Origin of the sequence: Azospirillum fermentarium, assembly GCF_025961205.1 — a bacterium.
GTDB lineage: Bacteria > Pseudomonadota > Alphaproteobacteria > Azospirillales > Azospirillaceae > Azospirillum > Azospirillum fermentarium.
Genome location: NZ_JAOQNH010000003.1, coordinates 628,390 through 651,657, shown reverse-complemented (window position 1 = coordinate 651,657; position 23,268 = coordinate 628,390). Strand labels below are relative to the sequence as shown.

Sequence of the window (23,268 nt, the reverse complement as noted above, 5' to 3'; positions counted from 1 at the left end):
CGTGGCAGTACTGCCGCTCCTGTAAGCTTACACATTTTCCATTATGGAGTGGAAGGCCGCGGTGGGGAATGGGCGCCGGACAGGCGCACCAGATGGCGGGTCGCGCTTTCCTGAAGCGCAAGAGCGCGGGTGAGCACGGCCTCGTCGGTGGCCGCCGCCGCGATGTCGGCGAAACGTTCGGCCAGGGTCTCCACGGCGGCCGCCGCGGCCATCCAGGGGTCTGCGGCGCCGCCGTCCGTGCGGCTACCGTCCGCGGGGGGGGCCGGCGGGACGGTTCCGGCTTCGGCGGCCTCGGCGGCGGCGATGGCGGCCAGCACCGCCGCTCCTTCCGCATCACCCGCCGCGGCAAGCTGGCGGGCCAGGGCCGCGTGCCCGGCGGCGGCGGCGGCGAACAGGGTGCGGGCCAGATGGTCCAGGGCGGCGGGGCTGGCGATCCGTTCCGGCTTTTGCGTGCCGGTGGCGCCGCGGTGATAGGCCCGGCGCCGTTCACGCCGCAGCAGGGCGGCATGGTTCAACTCCTCCTGCGCCAGGGCCTCCGCATGGCGGCGGACCGCGGGGTCGGCGGTGGCCGCCGCGATGTGGCTGTAGAAGGCGAAGGCGCGCTGTTCGTTCACCACCGCCAGCGACAGCGCCTGATAGGGGGTCAGCCGCGTGCGGTCCAGCAGATCGTCCCACGATTCCGCGATGTCCGGCGGCAGCAGCCAGTCAAAGGGGGTGCCGCCGGGAAGCGTGCATCCCAGATCCGCGGCCCAGCGGTCCACGGCGGTGACGTGCGCGCCCTCTTCGGCCATCAGGGTTCGGAAAGTGGCGGCGGTGGCGGCATCCCCGCGCCGGTCCATCACCTCGGCCAACTGGGCGTAGCGGCGCACCGCCTCCGTCTCCAGCGCCATGGCGATGCCGAGGAGATCGTCGAGGGAGTCGATCCGGGCGGGCGGTTCCTGACGGAGCAGCGGCATGGGCACAACCTCCTTGATCGGCAAAACTACTATAAAGTTTAAAAAATAGTAGAGGAATAAACTCTTCGGCGACTTGACCTTCGTCAAGGAGAGGGGCGCCGGGCGGGGGCTTACTGCGGGCGTGCCACGGGTTCGAGACCCTGGCCGCCGATACACAGACGCAGAACGGCGCATTCCCATGCTGACGGACTCGATCGATGGTTTCTGGAACAGGCTGCGCGCGGGCTGCGTTGCCGGCCTGCTGCTGTGCTCCGCCGCGTTCGCCGGGGCGCAGGCGGCGGACGCGCGCGGCACCCCGGCGGCGGTCGAACGCTTCATCGCTCAGGTGCAGCCGGCGGACCTGATCCCCGGCGCCGACCGTTTCGGCCCGATGGCGGCGGGCACCCCGGTTTTCCCGGTCTACAAAGGTGCGGCGCTGCTGGGCCACGCCTATCTCACGTCTGATTTCGTCAATACCACCGGCTATTCCGGGCGCCCGATCCATGTGCTGGTCGGGCTGACCCCGGACGGGGTGGTGACGGGGGCCAAGCTGGTCGATCACCACGAACCCATCGTGCTGATCGGCATCCCGCCCGCCCGCATCAACGCCTTCATCAACGGCTACGTCGGGCGCAACGTGCTGGAGCTGGCGCGGCAGGACGCCTCCACCCCGCCGGTGGACATCGTGTCGGGGGCGACGGTGACGGTGATGGTCATCGGCGATTCCATCGTCCGGTCGGGCCGCAAGGTGATGCAGGCCCTGGGCAAGGAGAGCGCCACGGCGGCGGCCCCCGCCGTGGTCAAGCGCGTGGACCTGTCGAAAACCGGCACCGAGGACTGGGCCACCCTGGTGGGCGACGGCTCGGTCCGCCGCCTGACCCTGACGGTGGGCGAGGTCAATGCCGCCTTCGAGCGCACCGGCAAGGCCGAGGCCATCGCGCGGGCCGAACCCGGTGCCGCCGACGAAACCTTCATCGACCTCTACGCCGGCCTTGCCACCATTCCGGTGATCGGGCGGTCGCTGCTGGGCGATGCCGAATACGATGGGCTGATGCAGCGGCTGAAACCCGGCCAGCAGGCCATCGTGGTGGCGGGGCAGGGGCGCTATTCCTTCAAGGGGTCGGGTTATGTCCGCGGCGGCATCTTCGACCGGTTCGAGCTGATCCAGCACGAGGGGGCGGTCCGCTTCCGCGACCGGCTTCACAAGCGGCTGGGCAGCGTGGCGGCGGCGGGTGCCCCCGATTTCCCCGAGATCGGCCTGTTCCTGCTGCCCGAAGGCACCGAATTCGACCCGGCGGAACCCTGGCGGCTGCAGCTTCTGGTGCAGCGGGCAACCGCGGCGCTGGACAAGGCGTTCGTCACCTTCGACCTGGGCTACCAGCCGCCGGACAAGTATCTGATCACCGAGCGCACCGCGGCTCCCGCCCCCGCCCCGGCCGCTCCCGCCGCCGCCGCGGCACCCGATCCGGTGGAGCCGGACGCCGCCGCCGAAACGCCGCTGTGGCAGCGCGTCTGGCAGAACCGGCTCGCCGACGTCGCGGTGACGGGCGTGGCTCTCCTGCTGCTGACCGGCATCTTCTTCTTCCAGGACCAGATCGTGAAGCGCCCGGTGCTGTACGGGCGGGTGCGGCTGGGGTTCCTGGTGTTCACGCTGGTCTGGCTGGGCTGGGCTGCGCACGCGCAATTGTCGGTCGTCAACGTGCTGACCTTCTTCAACGCGCTGCGCACCGATTTCCGCTGGGATTATTTTCTGATGGACCCGCTGGTGTTCATCCTGTGGTGCTCGGTGGCGGCGTCGCTGCTGTTCTGGGGGCGGGGCGCCTTCTGCGGCTGGCTGTGTCCGTTCGGCGCGCTTCAGGAGCTGGCGTCCATGGCGGCGAAGAAGGCCGGCATCCGTCAGGTCACCGTTCCGTTCGGCCTGCACCAGCGGCTGTGGCCCATCAAGTACATCCTGTTCCTGGGGCTGTTCGGCCTGTCCTTCTATTCGCTGGCCTCGGCGGAGCGGATGGCCGAGGTGGAGCCGTTCAAGACCGCCATCATCCTGCATTTCATCCGCGACTGGTGGTTCGTGCTGTTCGCCGTGGCGCTGGTCGCCGCCGGCCTGTTCATCGAGCGCTTCTTCTGCCGCTACCTCTGCCCGCTGGGGGCGGCGCTGGCCATCCCCGGACGGATGCGGATGTTCGACTGGCTGAAGCGCTACAGCGAATGCGGGCATCCCTGCCGGCGCTGTGCCAACGAATGCCCGGTGCAGGCGATTCACCCGGACGGGTCGATCAACCCCAACGAATGCATCCAATGCCTTCATTGCCAGGTGCTCTACCATCATGACCGGAAATGTCCGGTGATGATCCAGAAGCGCCTGAAGCGGGAACGCCGCGAGGCGGCCCCGGCCCGCACCCCCGTTCCGGCCGGCGACGCCCCGGCCGGGCGGCCCTGACGCAAACCGACCTTACCCAACCCGGTCCCGGCATCCGGCCGGGCAAGCCCCCGAAGCCGGGGCCACGAATGGAGAAGAGCATGTCTGACGAAAAGTCCAAGGCAGCAGGTGTGAACCGCCGCGATCTTCTGGGCGGCACGGCCAAGGCCGTGGCGCTGGCGGGGCTGGCCGGTGCGGCCGGCGGCACCGTGGCCGGCGGCTCGCTGTTCGGCACGCCCGCGGCGCAGGCGGCCACCACCGGGGCGCCCGGCAAGCAGGTGTACGAGGTGAAGCCGGGCGATCTCGACGAATACTATGTGTTCCATTCCGGCGGCCATTCGGGCGAGGTGCGCATCATGGGCGCGCCCTCCATGCGCGAACTGATGCGCATTCCGGTGTTCAACCGCTGCTCGGCCACCGGCTGGGGCCTGACCAACGAAAGCCGCAAGATCCTGCTGGCCAACCAGACGCCGGAAACCAGGAAGTTTCTGGAAAAGCGCGGGGGCGAGTACCTCAACGGCGACCTGCACCACCCGCACATGTCGTTCACCGACGGCACCTATGACGGGCGCTACATCTTCGCCAACGACAAGGCGAACACCCGCGTCGCCCGCATCCGCTGCGACATCATGAAGCCCGACGTCATCATCGAGGTTCCCAACGCCTCGGCCATCCACGGGCTGCGGCTGCAGAAGTACCCGCGCACCGGCTATGTCTTCTGCAACGGCGAACAGCGGGTGCCGACCCCCAACGACGGCAAGATCCTGGACGAGCCGAAGCGCTACCGCTCGCACTTCACCGCCATCGACGGCGACGCCATGAAGATCGCGTGGCAGGTGTGGGTGGACGGCAACCTGGACAACACCGACGCCGACTATCAGGGCAAGTACGTCTTCTCCACCTGCTACAACTCCGAAGAGGGCGTCACCACCGCCGAGATGACCGGCAACGAGCAGGATTGGGTGGTCGTCTTCAACATCAAGCGCATCGAAGAGGCGGTGAAGGCCGGCAAGGTGGAGATGATCCACGGCGTCCCGGTGGTGGACGGCCGCCACGGCACCCCCTACACCCGCTACATCCCCATCCCCAACAGCCCGCACGGCATCAACACCGCCCCCGACGGCATCCACGTCACGGTCAACGGCAAGCTGTCGCCCACCGTGTCGGTGCTGGACGTGCGCAAGCTGGACGATCTGTTCGACGACAAGATCAAGCCGCGCGACGTGGTGGTCGCCGAACCCACGCTGGGCCTCGGCCCGCTGCACACCGCCTATGACGGGCGCGGCAACGCCTACACCACCCTGTTCCTCGACAGCCAGGTGGTGAAGTGGAACATCGACAAGGCCGTGCGCGCCTTCAAGGGCGAAAAGGTCGATCCCATCGTCCAGAAGCTTGACGTGCACTACCAGCCGGGCCACCTGCATTCCTCCATGGGCCAGACCAAGGAGGCGGACGGCAAATGGCTGATCGTGCTGAACAAGTTCTCCAAGGACCGCTTCCTCAACGTCGGCCCGCTGAAGCCGGAGAACGACCAGCTCATCGACATCTCGGGTGACGAGATGCGTCTGGTCCACGACGGCCCCACCTTCGCCGAGCCGCACGACACCCTGATCGTCCACCGTTCCAAGGTGAACCCCAAGAGCGTCTACACCCGCGACGACCCCATGTGGGAAGACGCCCGCCAGCAGGCGAAGAAGGACGGGGTGGATCTGGAGAACGACGCCAAGGTCATCCGCGACGGCAACAAGGTCCGCGTCTACATGTGGAGCCGTGCACCGGCCTTCGGCCTGGAGGAATTCCGGGTGAAGGAAGGCGACGAGGTGACGGTCACCATCACCAACATGGACGATGTGGACGACCTGACCCACGGCTTCACCATGACCAACCACGGCGTGTGCATGGAGATCGGGCCGCAGATGACCGCCTCCGTCATCTTCACCGCCGACCGTCCGGGCGTCCATTGGTATTACTGCCAGTGGTTCTGCCACGCGCTGCACATGGAAATGGGCGGCCGGATGCTGGTCGAGCCGCGCAGCGCCTGACCGGGCGCTGACGGCCCGGGCGCCCCCATCCCCGCTCCCCCTGTCTCGTGGGGGTGGGGGCAGTCCCCTTCCGTCAACCATCGGGTGGAACCATGCCGCTGAACCGTGTCTTTCTGTTCACCGCCGCCGCCCTTGCCGCCGCTCTTGCCGGCGGCCCGGCGCCGGCCGCCACGGTGGCGGTGCCGCCGGGCGGGCTGGCCGATGCCCTGGCCGCCGCCGCCGCGGGGGACACGCTGCGGCTGGCGCCGGGCGTGCATCCCGGCCCGGTGACGGTGGCCACGCCCGTGACGCTGGAAGGCGAACCGGGGGCGGTGATCGACGGCGGCGGACAGGGCAGCGTGCTGATCGTGTCGGCGCCGGGCGTCACCGTGCGGGGGGTGGAGGTCCGCAACTCCGGCCTCAGCCTGTTCGAGCAGAACGCCGGCATCTTCCTGGGCAAGACGGCCAAGGGGGCGGTGATCGAGGGCAACCGGCTGCGGGACAATCTGATCGGCGTCTATGTCTGGGGCGCCGACGACAGCCTGGTCCGCGGCAACGACATCATCGGGCGCACCGACCTCCGGGTGTCGGAACGGGGCAACGGCATCCAGATCTGGAACGCGCCGGGCACGCGGGTGCTGGACAACAGCGTGCGCGACGGGCGCGACGGCATCTTCACCACCACCTCGCGCAAGAATGTCTTCGCCGGGAACCGTTTCGAGCGGGTCCGCTTCGCCGTCCATTACATGTACACCAACGACTCCGAGGTGTCGGGCAACGTCTCGCTGGGCAACAGCGTCGGCTACGCCATCATGTATTCCAACAACCTGACGATCCGGAACAACCGCTCGGTGGCCGACCGCGAGCACGGGATGCTGCTGAACGCCGCCAACGGATCGGTGATCGAGGGCAACAGCGTCGAGGGCCGTTTCGCCGGCGCGCTGTCCGACACCGGCGAGACGCTGCCCGACAACGACATTCCCCACGACAGCGAGGCGATGGACGGGCGGTTGCGCAGCGGCACCTGGAAATGCGTCTTCATCTACAACGCCAACAAGAACCGCTTCTCGGCCAACCGGTTCGAAGGCTGCGAGATCGGCGTCCACTTCACCGCCGGGTCGGAGCGCAACGCCATGACCGGCAACGCCTTCATCGGCAACCGGACCCAGGTGAAGTACGTCGGCACCCGCTCGCTCGACTGGTCGGACAAGGGGCGCGGCAATTACTGGAGCGACAACGCCGCCTTCGACCTGAACGGCGACGGCATCGCCGACGAAGCCTACCGCCCCAACGACGTGGTTGACCGGGTGATGTGGGCCTATCCGGCGGCCAAGCTGCTGATGAACAGCCCCGGCATGCAGGTGATCCGCTGGGCGCAGAAACAGTTTCCCGCCCTCCATCCCGGCGGCGTGGTCGATTCCGCACCGCTGATGGAACCCCCCGCCGGGCTGCGCCCCACCGGGCCGCAACTGGCCGAAAGGACCGCGCGATGACACAGGAACCAACCATCCGGGCCGTGGGCGTCACCAAGCGCTATGGCAGCCATACCGCCGTGCGGGCGGTGGATCTGGCGCTGATGCCGGGCGAATGCGTGGCGATGGTCGGGCACAACGGTGCGGGCAAAAGCTCGCTCATCAAGCTGATGCTGGGCCTGACCACGCCGGACGCCGGACACCTGAGCGTGCTGGGCGGCGATCCGGCGGGGGCCGCCGCCCCCCATATCCGCCGGCAGGTGGGGTTCCTGCCCGAAAACGTCGCCTTCCACCCCAGCATGACCGGGCGGGAGACGCTGGATTTCTACGCCCGGCTGAAGGGCGTGCCGTGCCGCGGCAACGCGGCCCTGTTCGAGCGCGTCGGGCTGGAAGCCCCGGCGGTGGCGCGGCGGGTGGGCACCTATTCCAAGGGGATGCGGCAGCGGCTGGCGCTGGCCCAGGCGCTGCTGGGCGATCCGAAAATTCTGTTCCTGGACGAACCCACCACCGGCCTGGACCCGGCGCTGCGCCAGAGCTTCTACGAGATCGTCGCCACCTTGCGCGATGCCGGCACCACCGTCCTGCTGTGCAGCCACGCGCTGACCGAGCTGGAGGGGCAGGCCGACCGCGTGGTGGTGATGAGCCGGGGCAGCAAGGTGGCCGACGGCTCGCTGTCCACCTTGCGCGGGCTGGCCCGGCTGCCGGTGCGCATCCGCCTGACCCTGGCCGATGGCGATGCCGAGACCCTGGCCCGGCGGATGGGCGAGGGGACGGCCCTGACCCGGCTGGCCGGCGGCATGGTCGAACTGGCCTGCGCCGACGGCGACAAGGTGGCCGCCGTCCGCCGCCTCGTCGCCAACGACACCGCCATCACCGACATCGAGATCGTCCAGCCCAGCCTGGACGAGATGTACGCCCATTTCCTGCGCCGGACCGATGCGCAGAGGGAGGCCGCGGAATGAACACGCTGCTGATCATCGCCGGCAAGGAGATCCGCGACGGCCTGCGCAACCGCTGGGTCGTCGCCACCACCTTGCTGATGGCTTCGCTGGCCCTGGCGCTGAGCTTCCTGGGTGCGGCCCCCACCGGCACGGTGGGGGTGGGGCCGGTGGAGGTCACCATCGTCAGCCTGTCGAGCCTGACCATCTTCCTGCTGCCGCTGATTGCGCTGCTGCTGTCGTTCGACGCGGTGGTGGGGGAGATCGACCGGGGCACCATGACGCTGCTGCTGTCGTACCCGGTGGCGCGGTGGCAGGTGCTGATCGGCAAGTTCCTCGGCCATGCGGCCATCATCGCCTTTGCCACCGTGCTCGGCTACGGCTCGGCGGGGGCGGCGCTGGCGCTGAACGGGGCGGCCATCGGGCATGACAGCTGGCGGGCCTTCGCCGCCATGATCGGGTCCAGCGTGCTGCTGGGGACGGCGTTCACCGCGCTCGGCTATCTCGCCTCCACCCTGGTGCGCGACCGCGGCACGGCGGCGGGCATCGCGGTGGCGCTGTGGCTGGGGCTGGTGCTGCTGTACGACATAGCCTTGCTGGGGCTGCTGGTCGCCGATGGCGGCAAGACGGTCAACGCCGGCCTGCTGAACGCGCTGCTGCTGGCCAACCCGGCGGACGCCTACCGCCTGTTCAACCTGACCGGCTTCGGGAACGTCAGCCTACTGGCCGGCACCGCCGGGCTGGCGGCGCAGGTGCAGTTTTCGGGGGCCGTGCTGCTGGGCGCGCTGGCCGCCTGGGTGGCCGCCCCGCTGGGGCTGGCCGTCCTGCTCTTTTCGAAAAGGCAGATCTGATGCGAACCTTGCTCAAAGCCACGCTGCTGGCCGCGGCGGTGCTGCTGCCGCTGGCCGCCTGCCAGCAGAAGACCGCGGAGGCACCGCCCCCGCCCCAGGCCATCGCCGCCGACGCGGTGGGCCGCTATTGCGGCATGAACCTGATGGACCACCCCGGTCCCAAGGGCCAGGTGATCCTGAAGGGCACCGACAAGCCGGTGTGGCTGTCGTCGGTGCGCGACGCCCTGGCCTTCACCGCCCTGCCGGAGGAGCCGAAGGATTACCGCGCGGTCTATGTCACCGATCTTGCCCGTGCCGCCGATCCGCGCAACCCCGACCTGTCGGCCTGGGTCGAGGCGCGGCAGGCGTGGTTCGTGCTGAACAGCGGCCAGACCGGCGGCATGGGGGAGGCGGAAACCCTGCCGTTTGCCGACGAAGGGGCGGCCCGCCGCTTCGCCGCCGCCCATGGCGGCACCGTCAAGCGCTTCACCGACCTGACCGTGGAGGAGATCCTGATGCCCGGCCAGCCGGAATCCGCCGTCTCCGAGGATGACGGGCACGGCGCCGGCCATTCCGCCGACCCTCATTCCGGCGGGCACGGCCCCAAGGGGGCGCTGTGAAACCGGCTTTTGTCCCGCTCACCCGCCGCCGCTTCCTCGCCATCGGCGCGGCGTTCGCCGGCATGGCCCTGCTGCCGTCGCCGGGCCGGGCGGCGGGGAGCGCCGCCGGCCTGCGCACATGGCGCGGCGTGGCGTTGGGGGCCGATGCCAGCATCCGGCTGGCCCACCCCGACCCGGATGAGGCGGACCGGCTGATCCGCCTGTGCCTGGACGAGGTGGAGCGGCTGGAGCGGCTGTTCAGCCTCTACCGCCCGGACTCCGCGCTCAACCGGCTGAACCGCAGGGGGGTTCTGGACGACCCGCCCGGCGAGATGCTGCGGCTGCTGTCGGACGCGGTGGCCTTCGGGCGGCGGACGGACGGGGCCTTCGACGTGACGGTCCAACCGTTGTGGCAGCTTTACGCCGGCCATTTCGCCCGCCCCGGCGCCGATCCCCTGGGGCCGCCGGAAACCGCGGTGGCGGCGGCGCGCGGGCTGGTGGATTACCGCGCCCTGGCGGTGGGGACGGGCCGGATCGCCTTTGCCCGCCGCGGGATGGCGGCGACCCTGAACGGCATTGCCCAGGGCTATGTCACCGACCGGGTGAGCGACCTGCTGCGCGGGCAGGGGATGGACCGGGTGATGGTCGATCTGGGGGAGATCCGCGCGCTCGGGCTCCACCCGGACGGGCGGCCCTGGCGGGTGGGGGTGAAGGATCCCTTCGACGGGTCGCGGCTGTCGGAAACGGTGGAGATCGCCGACCGGGCCATGGCCACCTCGGGCGGGTACGGCACCGGCTTCGACGCCGCCGGGCGCTTCACCCACCTGTTCGACCCCGCCACCGGCCACAGCGCCCGGCAGTGGGCGGCGGTGACGGTGACCGCCCCCGACGCCACCACCGCCGACGCCCTGTCCACCGCCCTGTCGGTCCTGCCGTTCGAGCGGGCGGCGGCGGTTGTGGCGGGTTTTCCCGGCGTGGCCGCCCGCTTCACCCGCCCGGACGGCGGGGTGGTGCGGCTGCCCGCCTGACCGGCACGGCTTTTCGATGCGATGGAGAGAATGATGGGAAGCTTCAGCCTGATGCACTGGATGGTGGTTCTGGTGCTGGTTCTGCTGCTGTTCGGCGCCGGCAAGCTGCCCGCCGTGATGGGCGACCTCGCCAAGGGCGTGAGGGCCTTCAAGGCCGGCCTGAAGGACGGGGACGGCACGCCCAAGGCCCTGCCCTGACGGGCCGCCGGCCGTTCACGGCTTCAGCACGACCTTGATGCAGCCGTCCAGCTTGTCGCGGAAGGTCTTGTACATGTCCGGCCCCTTGTCCAGCCCCGCGGTGTGGGTGATGACGAAGGAGGGGTCGATCTGGCCTTCCTGGATGCGGCGCAGAAGATCGCCGGTCCAGCGGTTGACGTGGGTCTGGCCCATGCGCCACGTCAGCCCCTTGTTCATCGCCATGCCCAGGGGCACCTTGTCGATCAGCCCGCCGTAGACGCCGGGGATCGACAGGGTGCCGGCGGGCCGGCAGACGTACATCATCTCGCGCAGAACGTGCGCCCGGTCCGATTGCAGCATCAGCGCCTGCTTGGCCCGGTCGTAGAGGGAATCCAGCGTGGCGGTGGCGTGCGCCTCCATGCCCACCGCGTCGATGCATTTCTCCGGCCCCTTGCCGCCGGTCAGCTCGTTCAGCCGCTCGACGACGTTTTCGTCCGCGAAATTGAGGGTGATGGCGCCGCCGGCCCTGGCCATGGCCAGCCGTTCGGGCACCCGGTCGATGGCGATGACCTGCCGGGCGCCCAGCAGGACGGCGCTGCGGATGGTCATCTGCCCCACCGGCCCGCAGCCCCACACCGCCACCGTGTCGGACGGCTGGATGTCGCACTGGGCCGCCGCCTGCCAGCCGGTGGGAAGGATATCGCCCAGGAACAGCACCTGTTCGTCGCTCAGCCCGTCGGGGATCTTCACATGGGTGCGGTCGGCGAAGGGGACGCGCACGTATTCCGCCTGCCCGCCGGGGTAGCCGCCGGTCAGGTGGGTGTAACCGAACAGGCCGGCGGTGGTGTGGCCGAACATCTTGTCGGCCATCGCCTTGTTGCGGTTGGTGCGCTCGCACACGGAGTAATTGCCGCGCCGGCACTGGTCGCACTCGCCGCACCAGATGGTGAAGGGAACCACCACCCGTTCCCCGGTCTTCAGGACGTTCCGGGCGTCGGCGCCGGCATCGACGACCTCGCCCATGAACTCGTGGCCCATGATGTCGCCCTTTTCCATGCCGGGCATGAAATGGTCGTACAGATGCAGGTCCGAGCCGCAGATGGCGCAGGCGGTGACCTTCACGATGGCATCGCGGGGGTGCTCGATCACGGGATCGGGAACCGTCTCGCAGCGGATGTCGGCGGTGCCGTGCCAGACCAGGGCTTTCATGCTGTGCTCCGGGATGAGGGGAACGGGAGGGGGGAGGAGAGGGCGGCCGGTTGAGCCAGGAACAACAACCGGGAAGGGGAACCATCCCGTCCCTGCGTGCGGGCGTTTCCATCGGCGTCTACACCGGAGCCGGGGCCGGGATCGGAGCGCAGCGATTAAAGCCGGTTAATGAACCCCGGCTTGCCAGTGAGAATGCTTTTCATAATCATTTGAGGAGAGATCGCACCGGGGTTACGGCCCTTTGCCGGCCCCATCCCACACGCCCCGTCCGAAAAGGATTCCCGCCCATGTCCGACTCCCTGTCCGCCCATCGCCCCGTCCGTCTTTCCGTCGATTGGGCGGCGGCCCTGTCCCGCCTGGAAGCGTTGGGGCCGGTGCGCGTGGTCACCACCAACGCCGTCATGGTCCATGAAAAGGTGGGGACGTTCGGCAACGTCTCGGTCATGGGGCCGGCGGTGATCGTGCTGAACCGCGACGTGGATCTGCGGGTGTTTCCCGGCCATTGGCAACAGACGGTCCATGATCCCGCCGCCGGGGTGATCCGCGTCCATGACGGGCTGGGCCGCCCGGTCCACGCCATCCACCGCACCGGCGCCACCGACGCCGCCGCGTGGGACGCCTTCGTCGCCGAACACACCGCCGCCGGGCAGGAGCCGCTGCCCGTGGACGGGACGCCGGACGCCGCCCCATCCCCGTCCTCATCCCCGTCCTCATCCTTGTCCGATGACGCCGCCATCGACGTGCCGGCCCTGCGCGCCGCCTGGGCCTCGATGACCGACGTCCACGAATTCCATCCCATGCTGAAACGGTTCGGAGCCGGGCGGCTGCAGGCCATGCGGCTGGCCGGCACCGACTTCGCCCGCGCGGTGCCGGTGACGTCGCTGGCGCCGCTGCTGGACGCGGTGCGCGATTGCGGGCTGGAGATCATGATCTTCGCCGGCAACGCCGGTTGCATCCAGATCCACACCGGCACGCTGACCACCGTGCGGACCACGGGCGGAACGCTCGGCATCGACGATCCCGGCTTCCGTCTGGCGTGCGATACGGCGGGTCTGGCAACCGCCTGGGTGGTCTACAAGCCCACCGACAAGGGCGGCATCACCACGGTGGAACTCTACGACAGCCGCGGCGACAATTGCGCCATCCTCTGCGGCCAGCGGGACGAGGACAAGCCGGAGCGCGCCGAATGGCGGGCGCTGGCCCAAAGCCTGCCCTCCCTGACCGCTGCCGCCGCCTGACGGCGGGCATCATGGCAACGCTCAGACCCTGCCTGCGCCGTGTGGCCGCAGCGCTGGCCGCCGCCGGGGCTCTTCTCTCCCCGGCGGCGGTGGCGGCGGACGGCCTGCGGCTCATCACCATCGGGGCGCCGGTCACCGAACTGGCCTTCGCGCTCGGGGCCGGGGAGGCGGTGATCGCCCGCGACACCGTCAGCCGCTACCCCGCCGAGGCCGCGGCCCGTCCTGACGCCGGCTATATGCGCACCCTGTCGGCGGAGGGGCTGATGTCCCTGACCCCCACCCATGTGCTGGCGGTGGAGGGGGCGGGGCCGCCCGCCGCCTTCGACCAGCTCCGCGCCATGGGGGTGGCGGTGGAAACGATCCCCGACGCGCCGGGGCTGCCCGGCCTGTCCGCCCGCATCGCCGCCGTGGCCCGCACCCTGGGCCGCCCGGCGGAGGGCGAGCGGCTGGCGGCGGCGGTGGAGCGGAAATTCACCGCCCTGGCCACGGCGGTGGACGCCGCCCGGCGCGCCCGCACCGGCACCATCGGCGCGCGGGTGCTGTGTCTGGTGGGCGGCGGGCCGGGGGGGATGATGGCGGCGGGGCGGGGCACCGTGCCCGACACGCTGATTACCCTGGCCGGCGCCCGCAACGCCATGGACAGCGAGCGGGAATTCCCGCCGCTGTCGGCGGAAGCCGCCCTGGCGGCGGAACCGGACATCCTGCTCGTCGGGCGGTCGCTGGTGGACCGCTCGGGCGGGATCGACGGGCTGGTGTCGCTGCCCCAGCTTGCCATGACCCCGGCGGCCCGTGACCGGCGGGTGGTGGTGATCGACGGCGGCCTGTTCGTCGGTCTCGGCCCCCGCTCGCCCGACGCGGTGGCGGCCCTGCTGGCCGCCCAGGGAGTCACCGTGGAAGGGATGACGCCATGAGCCTGGACCTGTCCGCCCCCGTTCCCGCCGTTTCGCCCGGCGCCCGCCGTCCGCCGCTGGTTCCCGCCCTGGGCCTGTTGCTGGCGGCCCTGCTGGGGGCGGTGCTGGTGGCGCTGTCCAGCGGCAGCGTGGCGGTGCCGCTGGGGGGAACCGTCTCCCATCTGGCCCAGGCCATGGGGCTGCCGGGAACGCCGCTGTCGTCCCGCGATCTGGCGGTGCTGGTCACGCTGCGGCTGCCGCGCATCGTGCTGGCGGCGGCGGTGGGGGTGACGCTGGGGGTGGCGGGGGCGTCGCTGCAGGCCATCTTCCGCAACCCGCTGGCCGATCCGGGGCTGGTGGGGGTGTCGAGCGGGGCGGCCTTTGCCGGGTCGCTGACCATGGTGCTGGGGGTGTCGGGCTTCGGCCTCGCCGCCCGCGGGGTGTCGCTGGCGGTGCTGCTGCCGGCCATGGCCTTTCTCGGCGCGCTGTCGGCCACCGTGCTGATCCTGATGCTGGCCCGGCGGGCGGGGCGGTGCTCCGCCGCCGACATGCTGCTGGCCGGCATCGCCGTCAACGCCCTGGGCGCCACCGGGATCGGGCTGTGCAGCTATCTGGGCGACGATCTGGCGCTGCGGCAGATGACGTTCTGGATGATGGGCGGCTTCGGCGGGGCGGGGTGGGCGCAGGCCGCCCCGGCCCTGGCGCTGATGGCGCTGGCGGCGGCGGGGCTGATGGCGAACGCCCGGCGGCTCGACCTCTATGCCCTGGGGGAGCGGGACGCCTTTCTTCTGGGCCTCGACCCCCACCGCTTCGCCGTGCGCACGGTGCTGCTGGTGGCGTTGGGGGTGGGGGCCGCGGTGGCGGTGTCGGGGCTGATCGGCTTCGTCGGGCTGATCGTGCCGCACATGATGCGGCTGTGGCTGGGGCCGGCCCACCGTCGGCTGCTGCCGGCGACCGCCCTGGCGGCAGCCACGCTGCTGATCCTGGCCGACACCGCGGCGCGCACCATCGCCGCCCCGGCGGACGTGCCGGTGGGGCTGTTGCTGGGGGCCGTGGGCGCCCCGGTGTTCCTGACCCTGCTGCGGTCGCGCGGCGGGCGTCTGACGGCATGAAGGGAACAGCGATGCTGACTGCCGACGAGGTTTGCGTCACCGCCGGCCGGGCGCGCCTGCTCACGGGCGTGTCGGCGGCGGTGGAGCCGGGGCGGATGCTGGCGGTCCTCGGCCCCAACGGGGCGGGGAAATCCACGCTGCTGTCGGTTCTGTCGGGGGAACGGGCGCCGTCGGCGGGCCGGGTGCGGCTGGACGGGCACGCGCTTGCCACCCTGCCGCCCCGCCATCTGGCCTGCCGCCGGGCGCTGGTGACGCAGCACCCGTCCGCGGGCTTCGCCTTTTCCGTGGACGAGGTGATGACCATCGCCACCGAAACCGGTCCCTTGGGTGCTGCGGAGCGGCGGCGGCTGATCGCCGAGTGTCTGCACGCCGCCGACGCCCTGTCCCTGGCCGGGCGCCTGCTGCCCCACCTGTCGGGCGGGGAAAGCCAGCGGGTGGCCTTCGCCCGCGCGCTGGCCCAGCTTGCCGCCGGGGGACGGGGGGTGGAGGGCGCGCCCTATCTGCTGCTGGACGAACCGACGGCCAGCCTGGACCCGGCGCACCAGCACCACCTGCTGCGCGCCGCCCGCGCGTGGGTGGCGCGGACCGGCGGCGGATGCGCCGTCATCCTGCACGACATCACCCTCGCCGCCCGCTATTGCGACCACGGGCTGCTGCTGGCCGGCGGGCGGGAGGCGTGGAGCGGCCCCATGGACGCTCTGGCGGTCCCGGTGCTGGAGCGGGTGTTCGCCACCGGCTTCGTCCGGCTGCCGGCCCCGGACGGGGCGGGGTGGATCTATGCCGCCACCGGCCAGCCGCCCGCCACTCCATCCTCCCTCGACAGAATTGCGAGTAATTCTTAATATCGCTCACGGACACTGATGCAGGCCCGCCGCAGGGGCGGGCAGGGAGGAGGGGACGTGCGCGTTCTGGTCGTCGAGGACGATGCCGCCGTCAGCTATTGGATCGGGGCCAAGCTGAACGGGGCGGGCCACGCCTGCCGTTGCATCCGCGATGGGGCGGCGGCCCTGGACCTGCTGGGGCGGGAAGCGTTCGACGTGGTGGTGCTCGACCGCATGCTCCCCATCCTGGACGGGATGGAGGTGCTGAAACGGCTGGAGGGCACCCGTCACCCGCCGGTGCTGGTGCTTTCGGCCCTGGACGAGACGTCGGACCGGGTGGCGGGCTTGCGGGCCGGGGCCGACGATTACCTGGGCAAGCCCTTCGACTTCGCCGAACTGCTGGTGCGGCTGGAGCATCTGGCCCGCCGCCACGGGCAGGTGATGGCCGCCCCCGGCGACCGGCTGACGGTGGCGGATCTGGTGATGGACGTGGGCGAGCGGCACGTAACGCGCCAGGGCGTGCCCATCGACCTGACCGACAAGGAATTCAAGCTGCTGCACATCCTGATGAGCAACGCCGGCCAGACCGTCACCCGCAGCATGCTGCTGGAAAAGGCGTGGGGCTATGGCTTCAACCCCCAGACCAACCTGGTGGAGGTGCATATGTTCAAGCTGCGCAGCAAGATCGACCGGGATTTCAGCCCGCCGCTGCTGCGCACCGTGCGGGCGATCGGCTATGCCCTGGGATAAGGTCGGGAGCGGCTGGCGGCGGTACGTCCGCCCCCTGCTCGACACCCGCAGCTTCCGCCAGACCATGACCATCGGTGCGGTGTTCGTGGTGGTGACCGTGGGGGCGGTGCTGTGGAGCCGCACCTTGCTGGTGGGGGTGGTCAAGGACCATGTGGCCCAGTTGCTGACCCGCGATACCGAAACCCAGCGCCAGCTCGGCGGGTTCGGCGGGGCGGCGGATCTGGCCGCGGAACTGCGCCGGCGCGAGCATCTGGAACCGGAAACCGCCCGCAAGCGGCTGGTCATCGACGCCCAGGGCCGGGTGCTGTACGGCGCAACCGCCGAGACGCCGCGGCTGCTGGCCGTGCTGGGCTGCGATCCCGCCCGCCCCGCCGCCTGCGGCAGCGGACGCATCGACGGGCGGGGGGAGGGGGCGACGGTCCAGGGGCTGGCGGTGCCGCTGGCCGACGGCGGGCGCCTGATCAACGCCTACGACATCCAGCCCATGCTGGACCAGATGCGCACGGTGTCGCTGGCCGCGGGGGCCGGGGTGCTGGTGTTCCTGCTGACCAGCGTGTCGTTCGGGGTCTATTTCAGCTCCGCCACCCTGCGGCGGGTGGGGGCGATCAACGAGGCGCTGGCCGGCTACGCCGGCGGCGACCGCAGCCGGCGCATCGCCACCGGCCCCGGCGACGACGAATTCGCCAGCCTGGGACGGGCGGTCAACAGCACGCTCGACCGCGTGAACCGGCTGGTGGAGGAGGTGTCGAGCGTGTCGGGCAGCATCGCCCATGAATTGCGCACGCCCTTGACCCACCTGCACAACCGGCTGGTGACCATCGCCGAGAACTGCCCCGACGACGCCCTGCGCCATGAGCTGGAAGAGGGGATCGAGGAGACGCGGCGCATCCAGCATCTGTTCCGCGCCATCATGCGGCTGGGGGAGATCGAAACCGGCCGCTGCGCCATGGCGATGGAGCCGCTGGACGCCGCCGATCTGCTGACGGAGATCCGCGAGTCCTATCTGCCGCTGGCCGAGGATGGCGGGGTGGTGCTGGCGGTGGACTCCCCCCCTGGCCTGCGCATCCGCGGCGACCGCACGCTGCTGTTCCAGGCCGCCGCCAATCTGGTGGACAACGCCCTGAAGTATGCCCCCGGCGGCAGGGCCGTCACGCTCACCGCCGCCGTCCGCGACGGGTGGGATGAGGTGTGCATCGCCGACCGCGGGCGGGGGCTGGCGCCGGGGCAGCGGGCGTTGGCGGTCCAGCGCTTCTTCCGCCTGGACCCCAGCGGCACCGTGCCGGGGCACGGGCTGGGGCTGGCCATCGTGAGGGCCATCGCCACGCTGCACGGCGGTGCATTGCTGCTGGAGGACAATGGGCCGGGCCTGCGCGCGGTGATCCGCCTGGGCCGCCACGCCGAGCACCCTGCAGCACCCACCCGTCCGCCGCCGGGAAGATGAAGCGGAATTAAGGGAAGCGTTGTTGAGATAAAACGCAAATGCGAATTATTCTCAATTTGTAACGCACCCTCACGCCACGGATACGCCATGCCCGACGCCCGCACCGATGCCTGCACCGCCACCCCCGAGGATACCCTTGCCAGCCTGCGCGCCCGTCTGGCCGCCGAACCGGGCGGGGTGCTGGAAACGGTGGCGGAAGAGGCGGGGGTCAGCCTGCACACCGTCACCGCCTGCCTTCCCGCCGCCTTCCGCGCCTTCGCACCGGGGGATCAGGCCGAAGCGGTGATGGGTGACATCGCCGCATGGGGGCCGGTCACCGTGCTGGTCCACAGCCCCGACCTGATTTTGGAATGCAAGGGGCCGCTGCCGCGCGGCCAGTTCGGGCGCGGCTACTTCAACCTGGCCGGCGGCAGCCCCATCGGCGGGCACATCCGGCTGGACCGCTGCACCGCCGTCGGTTTCGTCCGCCGCCCCTTCATGGGCAACAGTGAAAGCTGTGCGGTGGTGTTTTTCAACGGCGACGGGGCGGCGATGTTCAAGATCTTCGTGGGCCGCGACGACAGGCGCCAGCTTCTGCCCGATCAGGTGGACCGCTTTGCCGCGCTGCAGGCCCGGCTGTGCGGTCCCGGTGTCGGCTGACGCACGCCCATCAATTACGAATAATAATTAATAGCTTAACAGGGTAAGGTGAAGGAGAGACGGAGATGACCCAATCCCCTAACGTGGCCCATCCTCCGGCAGGGCGGCCGCGGGCCGGGCGGTGGCGCCGGGCGCTGTGGCTGTCGGTGCCGGCGCTGACCCTGGCGGTCACCGGGGCGCTGGCGCAATCGGCGCCGGGCCGGACCCAGACGCCGGTCCAGGTGGCGGCCCAGCCGGCTCCGGCGACCTTCCTCGACGCGGTGACGGTCTATGGCGACCGGGGCGAGCGGCGGGTGGACGAGGCGACCGCCACCATCTCCGTGATCGGGGAGGAGGAGATCGACACGCGCGGGCTGCACCGGCTTCAGGATCTTCCGCGCTATGAGCCGGGGGTGGCGGTCAGCAATTCGCCCGTGCGCGCCGGGGCCGGCGGCTTCGCCATCCGCGGCATCACCAACAACCGGGTGCTGATGCAGATCGACGGCACCCGCCTGCCGGAAACCCCGTCGTCCGCGGCGCCCTCGGCGGGCTACAGCCGCGACGTGGTGGATTTCGACGCGCTGAAGCAGATTGAGATCGTGCGCGGGCCCTCCTCGGCCCTGTACGGGTCCGATGCCTTGGGCGGGGTGGTCGGCTATGTCACCAAAGACCCCGAGGACTACTTGCGTCCGGGCAAGGATGTCTTCGCTTCGCTCAAGGGCCTGTACGACAGCGTGGATTCGTCCTTCTCCGAAACGGGGACGGTGGCGATGCGGTCGGGGGATTTCTCGCTGCTCGGCCTCTACACCCGCCGCGACGGGGAAGAGTACAAATCCAAGGACGGCAATTTCCGCAACCCGCAGGATTACCAGGGCAACAACGCCCTGGCCAAGCTGGTGTGGCACCACGGCCCCGACAAGGTGACGGTGACGGGGGAATATTTCCACCGTGATACCGACACCACCCTGCGCAACGATGTCCGGGGCAGCGCCAGCTATATCTTTTCCATGGCGCCCATGCGCATGACCCGCGGCACCATCGCCGATTCCACCAGCGATGACGAGGCGCGGCGCTGGCGCGTCGGGATCGAGCACGCCCACGACGCCCCCATCGGCTTCATCGACCACATTGATTGGCGGGTCTACGCCACCGGCTACACCCACGAGGAAAACCGCACCCGCCTGTCCACCGTCAGCACCTCCACCAACACCCTGTTCCCGGCCCGCTCCACCTTGCGGGAGGAGACGAGCAACGAATCCGAACAGCGCATCATCGGTGCCGCACTCAACCTGCGCACCGGCACCGGGTGGTTCGGGGTTCCCAACACCCTGTCCTACGGCCTCAGCGCCGATGTGATCCACACCGAGCGCATGCGCGACGTGACGCTGATCAACACCACCACCGGCGCCACCGCCAAGAGCTACAACGGCGACACCTATCCCAGCCGCACCTTCCCCAACGCCGACACGCTGATGCTGGGGGCCTATGTGCAGGACGAGATCACGGTGGGCAAGCTGCGGCTGGTGCCGGCCCTGCGCGTCGATTACTACCGCATGGAACCGGACGTGGATGCGGCCTATCTGGCGTCCAACCCCTCGTCGGTGCCGTCCAAGCTGGACAAGGTGGCGCTGTCGCCGAAATTCGGCCTGACCTATGACCTGACCGGGGAATACGCGTTGTTCGGGCAGTATGCCCACGGTTTCCGCGCCCCGCCGTACGACGACGCCAACCTGGGCTTCTCCAACCCCACCTATGGGTACGAGGTGCTGCCCAACGCCAATCTGGAGCCGGAAACCAGCAACGGGGTGGAGGCGGGCCTGCGCGGCAAGTTCTCCGGCGGGTCCAGCTTCCAGGTGTCGGGGTACTATAACCGCTACAAGAACTTCATCGCCCAGCGGGCGGTGGGGACCAGCAGCACCGGCCTGCTGCGTTATCAGTCGCAGAACGTCGCCAACGTCGAGATCTTCGGGATCGAGGGCAAGGGCGAATGGCGCTTCCGGCCCGGCTGGTCGCTGACGGGGGCGGCGGCCTTCGCCCGCGGCTTCGACATCGACGCCGGCACCGCCATCGACGAGGTCGCACCCCTGACGCTCAACGCCGGCCTGTCCTACACCGCCGACGACGACCTGTGGGGGGCCAGGGTGATGACCACCCATGTGATGGCCAAGGACGGCAACGACGTCAGCACCGCCACCTATCTCAAGGCGCCGTCGTACACCACCGTCGATCTGGCGGCGTACGTCAACCCCACCGACCATCTGTCGCTGGGGGCGTCGGTCAACAACCTGTTCAACGCGGGCTATTACAATTACCTGAACGTGGTGGGCGTGTCGGAAACCGCGTCCGACCGCCGCCGGTATCTGGAAGCCGGGCGTTCCTTCCTGGTGCACGCCACGGTGAAGTGGTAAGCGCACCGGGGATCGGGGCGGGGGGGGCCGGACTGGCAGGGCCGGCCCCCCATGGGCGCGATAGCCAAGGAGCCGGATGGCCCCGCCGGCGATTGAGGCCGTTCGTATTACGCCGGAACCGCCAGTTCGCCCGGCAGCGGGACGGGCAGGTCACGTGCTTCCAGCGTTTTCAGCAGGGTGTGAAGGTGGTCGGCGTCGGCCTGCACCGTGGCCGCATCGTACCAGCCGGGCAGTTTGTCCAGATCGGTGCGCGCCGTGGGGGCGTCGCCCTTCACCTGCAGCAGATTGGTCACCTCGTTGGGGTCCTTGACCAGATCGTACATCTCCCATTCCACGTTCGTCTCGTCCGCCGGGTCGAAATAGCGGGACAGCTTGGCGGTCCGGGTGCGCACGCAGCGGATGTGGTTGGGCTGGCACACCGGGCCGTCGGCCAGGGACGGTACGGCGGTGATGACGCCATGGGTGCCGGTGCGCACCGCCTGGACCGTTTCGCAATAGACCTCGTACGCATCGTAGTAATCGGGCTGGGTCAGGCGCCCGTGCTCGGACGGTTCCGTCACCTCGTCGTCGGTGATGAACAGCACGCCTTCGCGCGCCGTGCCGTCGGGGTAGGTGACCGGGGTGTCGGGGCTCTTCAGCACCGGGGTCAGATCGACGCCGGGCAGGGGGGCCATGGTGTGGCGTTCGGCCAGTGCAGAGGCGGCATCGCTCAGCGTTTGCGCATCGACGCCGGTCAGGCCCAGCACGGTGGGCACGAGATCGGCGTGGCTGGTGACGGCGTTCACATGGCTCAGCGCGCCGTTTTGATCGTGGATCGCGGCCGGGAACCGCACCACCATGGGCACATGCACCGCCTCTTCATAGGCGACGTGCCATTTTTCCAGCATCATGTTGTGGGCGGCCCCCAGCTCGCCGTGGTCGGCCATGAACAGCACGATGGTGTTGTCCGCCTGCCCGGTTTCCTCCAGCGTCTGGAGCACGCGGTTGATCTGGGGATCGACCTGGGAGTGCAGCCAGCCATAGAACTGCAGGAACTGGATGCTGTAATCCTCGGGGTGCGCGGAAAGCTGGAACGGGATGGTGAATTTCAGGGCCAGATCCACCGCCGCACCCCAGCGGTCCTTGATCGGCCGCGGGTGCTTGCCGGGGATGATCTCGTCCAGAAGCGCCGTGACGGCGTCCTTGGCACCGCTGACGGCACCGTGGCTCGACTTGGCCGACAGGGCCAGCCCGATCTTGTACGCCGCGTCATGCTGGCACGAGGGCTTGGAGGTCAGATCCTCGTCCCAGGTGGGGATGCCGCCGGCGCAATCCTGCGGAAAGCCGCCGGGGTTGAGCGGCATCGTCATGGTGCCCTCTTTGGGCGGGGGCGACATCTGGCCTTCCAGCGGCACGTCGAGCGGGCCGAACACCGGCTGGGTCTTGCCCTCCTCCGGCGCCGCATCCCCTTCCGGGATGGCGGGCAGGGCCTGGGAAATCACCGTGGGATATGTGGCGATGTCGTGGGGGTTGGTGAACGACACCACCGCGAACCACGGGCGAAGGGCGGCATCGGTCGCCTGGGTGCCGTCGCCGATCCGCGCCTCATCCTCCGAAACCCCGTAATCGTACGGCAGCGCCAGCCCGCGGCGGCGCAGGAACAGGCAGGCGTTGTCGGCGAAACCGGGGTCGCGGTAGACGCCCAGATTGTTGATCGCCGCCCCGTGGGGTTCGGGATAGGAGAGTTCCCAGTCGGCGAAGCCGAAGCGTTCCAGGGAATGGCCGCGCGGGTTGCTGATGTGCCACTTGCCGAAATAATGGGTGGAATAGCCCACGGCCCGCATCCAGTGGCCCATGGTGGGATAACCGTCGGCCTTCAGCCACGGGAACTGCACGGCGTTGCCGTCCTTGAACATGCCGTCGGTCTGGGTCACGCCGGTGCGGGTGCCGTACTGGCCGGTGAACATCACCGCCCGGCTGGGGGTGCAGGCGCTGGACCCGATGGTATGGTTGTGCAGCGCCACCGCGTTTTTGCGCAGGCGGGTCAGACCGGGGAAATACTGGGTATAATCATTGTGGGTCAGCTCCGACGGCCCCCGGAACCCAAGGATTTCCTTCAGCGGCTCGGCCAGCCCCTGCTTCGGACCATAGGAAAAACGTGGATACCGGTACTGATCCACGACGATCATCAGAATGTTGGGTTGAGCGGTTTGCGTGCTCTTGCTCATGACGCATGGTCCTTCGGGCAGGGGAGGGAAGGGAAAGCGGTTGACCGGGTGCGGGCGCAAATTTTCTTTGGCCGAATGCAGGAATCGCCCAGCCACCAGAAAGGTATTTCTGAATTCTTTCGTATTTTTATTTAAAATAAAAATAGCCGGATAATCGA

The 23,268-nt window shown here is 69.6% G+C and carries 18 protein-coding genes and 1 pseudogene; 16 read left to right on the top strand and 3 right to left on the bottom strand.

Going from position 1 to position 23,268, the window contains the following annotated elements:
• Positions 1–41 precede the first annotated feature (41 nt).
• A complete protein-coding gene (locus tag M2352_RS23200; RefSeq protein ID WP_264666902.1) occupies positions 42–956 on the bottom strand; it encodes a ferritin-like domain-containing protein in 915 nt (304 codons plus the stop codon).
• 178 nt (positions 957–1,134) lie between these two features.
• On the opposite strand from M2352_RS23200, the gene M2352_RS23195 reads away from it, so the two are divergent.
• The 8 genes from M2352_RS23195 to tatA all read left to right on the top strand — a co-directional run bounded on the left by M2352_RS23195 (position 1,135) and on the right by tatA (position 10,437).
• Positions 1,135–3,372: a NosR/NirI family protein gene (locus M2352_RS23195; RefSeq protein WP_264666901.1), complete on the top strand. Its 2,238-nt coding sequence runs from the start codon at positions 1,135–1,137 to the stop codon at positions 3,370–3,372.
• An 80-nt stretch (positions 3,373–3,452) separates the two neighbouring features.
• Complete coding sequence (gene nosZ / locus M2352_RS23190) at positions 3,453–5,393, top strand: TAT-dependent nitrous-oxide reductase (protein ID WP_264666900.1); 1,941 nt, start codon at positions 3,453–3,455, stop codon at positions 5,391–5,393.
• Between the two features lie 92 nt (positions 5,394–5,485).
• The gene (locus tag M2352_RS23185; RefSeq protein ID WP_264666899.1) at positions 5,486–6,865 is read left to right on the top strand and encodes a nitrous oxide reductase family maturation protein NosD; all 1,380 of its coding nucleotides are present in this window, start codon (positions 5,486–5,488) and stop codon (positions 6,863–6,865) included.
• On the top strand, positions 6,862–7,806 hold the full coding sequence (locus M2352_RS23180; RefSeq protein WP_264666898.1) for an ABC transporter ATP-binding protein: 945 nt from the start codon (positions 6,862–6,864) through the stop codon (positions 7,804–7,806). Before M2352_RS23185 ends, M2352_RS23180 begins: the two co-directional genes overlap by 4 nt.
• Positions 7,803–8,633, top strand: coding sequence for an ABC transporter permease (locus tag M2352_RS23175; RefSeq protein ID WP_264666897.1), 831 nt, complete (start codon positions 7,803–7,805; stop codon positions 8,631–8,633). The genes M2352_RS23180 and M2352_RS23175 overlap by 4 nt, the downstream gene beginning before the upstream one ends.
• Positions 8,633–9,232: a nitrous oxide reductase accessory protein NosL gene (locus M2352_RS23170; protein WP_264666896.1), complete on the top strand. Its 600-nt coding sequence runs from the start codon at positions 8,633–8,635 to the stop codon at positions 9,230–9,232. The genes M2352_RS23175 and M2352_RS23170 overlap by 1 nt, the downstream gene beginning before the upstream one ends.
• Positions 9,229–10,239, top strand: a complete 1,011-nt coding sequence (locus tag M2352_RS23165; protein ID WP_264666895.1) for an FAD:protein FMN transferase — start codon at positions 9,229–9,231, stop codon at positions 10,237–10,239. The genes M2352_RS23170 and M2352_RS23165 overlap by 4 nt, the downstream gene beginning before the upstream one ends.
• 33 nt (positions 10,240–10,272) lie before the next feature.
• Positions 10,273–10,437 carry a twin-arginine translocase TatA/TatE family subunit gene (gene tatA / locus M2352_RS23160; protein WP_454464573.1) on the top strand — a complete coding sequence of 55 codons (165 nt, stop codon included), beginning with the start codon at positions 10,273–10,275 and terminating at the stop codon, positions 10,435–10,437.
• 15 nt (positions 10,438–10,452) lie between these two features.
• Here tatA and M2352_RS23155 read toward each other — a convergent pair whose 3' ends face one another.
• Positions 10,453–11,625 carry a zinc-dependent alcohol dehydrogenase gene (locus M2352_RS23155; RefSeq protein WP_264666894.1) on the bottom strand — a complete coding sequence of 391 codons (1,173 nt, stop codon included), beginning with the start codon at positions 11,623–11,625 and terminating at the stop codon, positions 10,453–10,455.
• Between the two features lie 287 nt (positions 11,626–11,912).
• On the opposite strand from M2352_RS23155, the gene M2352_RS23150 reads away from it, so the two are divergent.
• From M2352_RS23150 to M2352_RS23115, 8 genes and pseudogenes are all read left to right on the top strand, one after another.
• The gene (locus tag M2352_RS23150; RefSeq protein WP_264666893.1) at positions 11,913–12,863 is read left to right on the top strand and encodes a ChuX/HutX family heme-like substrate-binding protein; all 951 of its coding nucleotides are present in this window, start codon (positions 11,913–11,915) and stop codon (positions 12,861–12,863) included.
• 11 nt (positions 12,864–12,874) lie between these two features.
• The gene (locus M2352_RS23145) at positions 12,875–13,774 is read left to right on the top strand and encodes a heme/hemin ABC transporter substrate-binding protein (protein WP_264666892.1); all 900 of its coding nucleotides are present in this window, start codon (positions 12,875–12,877) and stop codon (positions 13,772–13,774) included.
• Positions 13,771–14,865: a FecCD family ABC transporter permease gene (locus M2352_RS23140; protein WP_264666891.1), complete on the top strand. Its 1,095-nt coding sequence runs from the start codon at positions 13,771–13,773 to the stop codon at positions 14,863–14,865. The genes M2352_RS23145 and M2352_RS23140 overlap by 4 nt, the downstream gene beginning before the upstream one ends.
• A gap of 71 nt (positions 14,866–14,936) precedes the next feature.
• A pseudogene (locus tag M2352_RS23135) lies at positions 14,937–15,707 on the top strand (ATP-binding cassette domain-containing protein); the annotation flags it as partial.
• Between the two features lie 57 nt (positions 15,708–15,764).
• Positions 15,765–16,436 (top strand): response regulator transcription factor, encoded by a 672-nt coding sequence (locus M2352_RS23130; protein ID WP_264666889.1) that lies wholly within the window; start codon positions 15,765–15,767, stop codon positions 16,434–16,436.
• Positions 16,423–17,877 carry a sensor histidine kinase gene (locus M2352_RS23125; RefSeq protein ID WP_264666888.1) on the top strand — a complete coding sequence of 485 codons (1,455 nt, stop codon included), beginning with the start codon at positions 16,423–16,425 and terminating at the stop codon, positions 17,875–17,877. The genes M2352_RS23130 and M2352_RS23125 overlap by 14 nt, the downstream gene beginning before the upstream one ends.
• Positions 17,878–17,964: 87 nt before the next feature.
• Positions 17,965–18,516: a heme utilization cystosolic carrier protein HutX gene (hutX, locus tag M2352_RS23120; protein WP_264666887.1), complete on the top strand. Its 552-nt coding sequence runs from the start codon at positions 17,965–17,967 to the stop codon at positions 18,514–18,516.
• A gap of 65 nt (positions 18,517–18,581) precedes the next feature.
• Complete coding sequence (locus tag M2352_RS23115; RefSeq protein WP_264666886.1) at positions 18,582–20,903, top strand: TonB-dependent hemoglobin/transferrin/lactoferrin family receptor; 2,322 nt, start codon at positions 18,582–18,584, stop codon at positions 20,901–20,903.
• A 107-nt stretch (positions 20,904–21,010) separates the two neighbouring features.
• Here the strand turns inward: M2352_RS23115 and M2352_RS23110 are convergent, their stop codons facing one another.
• Positions 21,011–23,110: a sulfatase-like hydrolase/transferase gene (locus M2352_RS23110; protein WP_264666885.1), complete on the bottom strand. Its 2,100-nt coding sequence runs from the start codon at positions 23,108–23,110 to the stop codon at positions 21,011–21,013.
• Between the last annotated feature and the right edge of the window lie 158 nt (positions 23,111–23,268).

Excerpts from the sequence above, each read along its gene's own strand:
- M2352_RS23200 (WP_264666902.1), bottom strand. The coding sequence starts at position 956 with ATGCCGCTGCTCCGTCAGGAACCGCCCGCCCGGATCGACTCCCTCGAC.
- M2352_RS23195 (WP_264666901.1), top strand. The coding sequence starts at position 1,135 with ATGCTGACGGACTCGATCGATGGTTTCTGGAACAGGCTGCGCGCGGGC.
- nosZ (WP_264666900.1), top strand. The coding sequence starts at position 3,453 with ATGTCTGACGAAAAGTCCAAGGCAGCAGGTGTGAACCGCCGCGATCTT.
- M2352_RS23185 (WP_264666899.1), top strand. The coding sequence starts at position 5,486 with ATGCCGCTGAACCGTGTCTTTCTGTTCACCGCCGCCGCCCTTGCCGCC.
- M2352_RS23180 (WP_264666898.1), top strand. The coding sequence starts at position 6,862 with ATGACACAGGAACCAACCATCCGGGCCGTGGGCGTCACCAAGCGCTAT.
- M2352_RS23175 (WP_264666897.1), top strand. The coding sequence starts at position 7,803 with ATGAACACGCTGCTGATCATCGCCGGCAAGGAGATCCGCGACGGCCTG.
- M2352_RS23170 (WP_264666896.1), top strand. The coding sequence starts at position 8,633 with ATGCGAACCTTGCTCAAAGCCACGCTGCTGGCCGCGGCGGTGCTGCTG.
- tatA (WP_454464573.1), top strand. The coding sequence starts at position 10,273 with ATGGGAAGCTTCAGCCTGATGCACTGGATGGTGGTTCTGGTGCTGGTT.
- M2352_RS23155 (WP_264666894.1), bottom strand. The coding sequence starts at position 11,625 with ATGAAAGCCCTGGTCTGGCACGGCACCGCCGACATCCGCTGCGAGACG.
- M2352_RS23150 (WP_264666893.1), top strand. The coding sequence starts at position 11,913 with ATGTCCGACTCCCTGTCCGCCCATCGCCCCGTCCGTCTTTCCGTCGAT.
- M2352_RS23145 (WP_264666892.1), top strand. The coding sequence starts at position 12,875 with ATGGCAACGCTCAGACCCTGCCTGCGCCGTGTGGCCGCAGCGCTGGCC.
- M2352_RS23140 (WP_264666891.1), top strand. The coding sequence starts at position 13,771 with ATGAGCCTGGACCTGTCCGCCCCCGTTCCCGCCGTTTCGCCCGGCGCC.
- M2352_RS23125 (WP_264666888.1), top strand. The coding sequence starts at position 16,423 with ATGCCCTGGGATAAGGTCGGGAGCGGCTGGCGGCGGTACGTCCGCCCC.
- hutX (WP_264666887.1), top strand. The coding sequence starts at position 17,965 with ATGCCCGACGCCCGCACCGATGCCTGCACCGCCACCCCCGAGGATACC.
- M2352_RS23115 (WP_264666886.1), top strand. The coding sequence starts at position 18,582 with ATGACCCAATCCCCTAACGTGGCCCATCCTCCGGCAGGGCGGCCGCGG.
- M2352_RS23110 (WP_264666885.1), bottom strand. The coding sequence starts at position 23,110 with ATGAGCAAGAGCACGCAAACCGCTCAACCCAACATTCTGATGATCGTC.